Annotated in this window: 3 protein-coding genes; all 3 read right to left on the minus strand. The window is 34.6% G+C overall.

The genetic code is table 11. The features are described 5' to 3' along the window. Positions 1-544: 544 nt before the first annotated feature. The 3 genes from Q0945_RS15625 to Q0945_RS15635 are packed head-to-tail and all read right to left on the minus strand — an operon-like array spanning position 545 to position 4,395. Positions 545-1,339, minus strand: a complete 795-nt coding sequence (locus Q0945_RS15625) for a site-specific integrase (protein ID WP_299436472.1) — start codon at positions 1,337-1,339, stop codon at positions 545-547. Further along, a complete protein-coding gene (locus tag Q0945_RS15630; protein WP_299436475.1) occupies positions 1,336-2,190 on the minus strand; it encodes a tyrosine-type recombinase/integrase in 855 nt (284 codons plus the stop codon). Before Q0945_RS15630 ends, Q0945_RS15625 begins: the two co-directional genes overlap by 4 nt. A gap of 36 nt (positions 2,191-2,226) precedes the next feature. Continuing rightward, a complete protein-coding gene (locus tag Q0945_RS15635; protein ID WP_299436478.1) occupies positions 2,227-4,395 on the minus strand; it encodes a CHC2 zinc finger domain-containing protein in 2,169 nt (722 codons plus the stop codon). Positions 4,396-4,497 lie beyond the last annotated feature (102 nt).

Here is a 4,497-nt window from a genome sequence, read left to right on the forward strand (position 1 = left end):
GAGATGTAACCCTGCGCATTTTTTTTCCTTGCGAGAGAGCAATCAATAACTTCCAGCGAGCTTTAAAAAAACCAAAGAACGTATTTATTTCCTTTTCAAAAATAGGGTTTATTCTTTCAATAGAAAAAAAGAAGGAAGTGAACTTTTAAAGCCCTCGCTCCACCAAAGCTAAGTTACATAATTGGGCATTATGGTTCTCTTATCAGGATCCATAATACAACTATGTAAAATAGCCGTTCAAAGACTAACAATCCTCGCACTTTATAGTATTAGTTTTGGTAAGATTTGGGGAATGAAGGTTTGGCTAATAGAAGGAACGTCGGATTCATAACCCGAAGGTTTTAGTGTTTTTACGTTTTAAAAAAGAACGATTTAGTGGCTGTTGTAGCGTTGGGAATCGTTCTTTTTTAAAGCATAGGCATTTGCGCCGATTGAGCAAATAAAACAAGGTTCGTAGTGCGTTGGCGGTAGTGGCAATTTTACATAATAGCGTTATGAACCCTGTAAGAGGAACATAACTACTATTATGTAACTTTGCTTTGGCTTATTGCAAGGGATGTTTGGTGTTAATGAGTTGTTTTAATTCTTCCAAGTTTGTAGTTCTGTATTGCGCAGTAGTAGCACTAACTTTATGCCCTGCAAAAACCTGTACGATACGAATATCATTTTTATAAAGTAAATTTTTAATCACACTTTGTCTTATTTTAAGCGGTGTAATTTTCTTTTCTTCGGGTCTAGACTTATTTATATACTCATTGATTTGAGAACTAACATAAGGCGTTCCATTTTTGGAGGTAAATAGATATTCCTGTTGTTTTTTTTGGGCTATCAGTGGCATAAGTATCGGCATTTGTATGGCATGCAAGGCTAGTGTTCTGTTGGGTAAAGTTACCTGTGCTTTTAAGGTGTTGAAGTGCTTTATTTTTAAAGCAACTAATTCGCTAGTAGTTAACGCCTGGTATACCAAAAAGCTAACCAATAATTTTTTGTGAATAGCCGTAGCATTTAAGTATTCCTGTAAGGCTATAGAGGAGTATAATTCGGTAACTTTAATACGCTTATCCATTTTATCTTTTAGCTGCAATTTTTTACAAGGATGGTCTTTACGTTTGCCTGTATATTGTAAAAAATCATAGTAAACTTTAATACTATGTAAATGGTTTTTTATGGTCTTAGGATGCTTGTTTTGGTTTCTTAAGAGCTGTATGTAAGTTAAAATATCCTGTAAAGTTCCTTTTTTGTGCTTTTTGTTGTAGCGCATATACTTTGTAATACGCACATGGTAAGAAGCAATGCTTGTAGCACTAAACCGTTGTTCTAAATATACAAGTAAAGTCATAATAACTGTTTTAGCTGTTGGGAACTAACCCTTGTATAAATTTCGGTAGTCTCTAATTGCTTATGCCCTAAAAATAATTGCACCTGTTCTGTAGGCATACCGTTTTGTAATAAATGCGTAGCAATACTATGTCGTAAGCTGTGTAATGTAATATGCTTAGTAATAGCGGAACGTTTTATAATATCTTGTAATACCACCCTTGCAGAATAAGCTTTTAAACGATTTCCTCTGCAATTAACCAATAAAGCATTAGTAGCAACCTTTAAGGAAGCCCTATAGTGTAGGTAGGTTGTAAAATCTAGAAGCATAGTAAGCGGTATAGGAACTATTCTATGTTGGTTGTTTTTCCCTTTAACCACCTTAATTATTTTTTGAGGAAGCAGCACATGTGCAACATTAATACGCTCCAGTTCTTTAGCACGTAGTCCACAACCATAAGCCAAGTGCAATACCATTGTCTCTTTCCTTTTTTTAGCAAGCTTATAAAGTTGTTTTACTTCTTGTTGGCTTATGGTATTTCGAGGTTTTTTAGGTTGTTTAATAAGCTGTAAGTCATAAAAATTACAAGGGTTTCTAGTAATGATTAACTCCCGTTCTAAAAACACAAAAAATTGCACAATAGAAGTGTAGTAATGCTGTATGGTACTACTATGTAATCCTTTTTTTTGTAGATGCCTTATAAACACAAAAAGGTCTTTTTCTGTAATTAAACAAAATTCTTTTTTAGTAAACGCCCTAAAATTAATAAGACACCTAATTTTAGTACATACCGTATTCTTTACATAGCCAATACTATATAATTCTCTTTTATACCTCGTTAGGTAAGCTTTCTCGGTTATCTCTTTTTTCATATTTCCGAACACTAGCATTAAGAGTTTGTTAATGAGTTAGTTACTAAGTTCTGGCGTTCGGTTGGTGTTCGTTTGGCTACCGTTGGTGTTCGGAGCTACCATGCCTTTTAGTGTTTTTAATTGTTTTTCAAAGTGTTGTTTTAGGTTCTTACGCACTTTGGCAATACTATCCTCAAAACCAATTCTATATTTAAACCCTCGGTTGCCATACCCAAACTGATGCAAGTATTCTAATTGCACCAAGCTGTTAAGATGGTATTGTAATTGTGTTTTTTTAAAACCTGTAGCCTCCATAGCTTCAAAACGAGTAAATGAATTTTTTCCAAAGGCTTTAAATAAGGATTCGTAAAAAACACGCTGTGTACCCTCTAGTTCATCTATTTTTAAGATGATACTATCAAAAAGAATGGTAATCGCCATTTCTATATCCTCTAAAGAAGAATAAATACAGCCATTTTTTAAAGCTCTTTGTTTTTGATGTATAAAGGTAATTTGCTTAATAATGCTCTGGAACATTTCATTTAAACGCCTTTTTTTATGTACAGAATTGGGTAGTTGTAATTGCGTAGCAAAAGGATTAATTACAGGAATGTCCTGTAGATTACGAATAAACTCTTGCAATACTTCCTTAGCCTCTTGCTCTTTGGTTTTGCTAATTTCTCCTGCATACCTTTTGTTTTGGTAGTGTATTACCTTGCTTGTCTGTGCCACAGACTCATCTACGGCGAGTACAAAACTACGGTTCATATTATCCTCATAAATACTGCCTTTGGTAGTAGCACTCATACTACTAAAAACCCCACGTACAATTTTAGTAGTACTTTTAATAGTACCTTTTTTATCTTTAATACTAACCCCGCTACTTACTTGGTGGTTGCTTACCAGTTCTCTAAAAGCCAGCAAAGCCTCCTCTTTAAGACCATCTAAATCCTCAATAACCAAAAGTTTACCAACAAGCATATCTTCACTAAAATTATACAAAGCACTTTCGGTAATACGGGTAAACCGTAATACATCTTCTACCGGTATCATATCTGCTATTTTGCCAATTAAATGGGTTTTACCACTCCCGGAAGACCCCTGAACAATAGCATGTAAAGGTTTTTGAGTTTTGTAGCTACTAGCAATAATAAAAAGTAACAAACGACTAGTGTTCTCGCCTACAATACCACTTTGGGCAATAAGGGTATTTAAATACTTTAAAAGGTTTTTAGGAAGCCCTTTTTTTGGTGCTTTAGGTTGTAGTATAGGTGCTATTTTTTGTTTGGGAGCTTGTATGGTTTTAGTAACAGTAGCTTCCTGTAATAAGGAGGTAAAAATAGTGGCATCCTCATTATTGGTCCATAAACTATTAATATCCTCCTCTTTTGGAGTAGCAATAACAACTATTATTGTATTTGGATGCTGTTGTTGTAATTGTGTTTGTAATTTTATGGCAGCAGCACGCCCAGCCCCATCGCCATCGAACCAGATACTAATGGTTGCTAATTCTTTTAACTGGCTAGCAGCTTCGGCATGTTCGGTAGTAAAGCCATTAGTGCCGTAACAAGCTAGAACTGCACTATTTTTAGGAAGGTTAGCATGTAATAGTAAGGTAGCAGCATCAATAATACTCTCGGTTAAGATCAGTTGTTTTGTTTGGGCATTAGGATAGTTAGGATATAAACCTTTGCGGTTCTTTAAATAAAAATGACAGTTGCGTAAGGTGTTGGTAAAACTTCTACCGTACAAAGAAACTACGGTACCCTGTTTATTTTTTAAAGGGAATATAATGCAGTTTCTAAGCTGTGTGTATTTGTAATACGAACTACTACGATAATTACTCGCCATATCTTCTAGACCTATAAGCCCTCTTTGTTGCAAATAGGCATGAACTTTACCACTACGCAAGCCTAATTCTTTAAGCTCTTGGTATACTTGAGCTATGGTTTGGGAGTAGCCTAGCATATTTTTAGCACGTACAATAGCCTCATATTTGGTAAGCTGCTCTTTATGCATAATAAAATCGATAACATCTATAGATGTACCACTTTTAGCACAATTACCACTAAAACAATAGACCGTATTGGTTTTAGGATACACCTGCATGCTAGGCACTTTATCGTTATGAAAAGGACAATGACAATGCTTGTTTTTAATAGGTATGTTGTAATGCTCTAATAGTGTAGTAATGGTAAGCTGTTTTTTTATTTGCGATATTTCCATAGCTAGTTTAGTTAATTTCTATGTGGATATTGCCTTTACTCACTTCTATTTTAACCACTTCATTCGTATTAAAACCATAGTCTTTAAAATAATGCCCTGATA

It is taken from the genome of uncultured Maribacter sp., assembly GCF_947500405.1.
In the GTDB taxonomy this organism is placed as follows: domain Bacteria; phylum Bacteroidota; class Bacteroidia; order Flavobacteriales; family Flavobacteriaceae; genus Maribacter_B.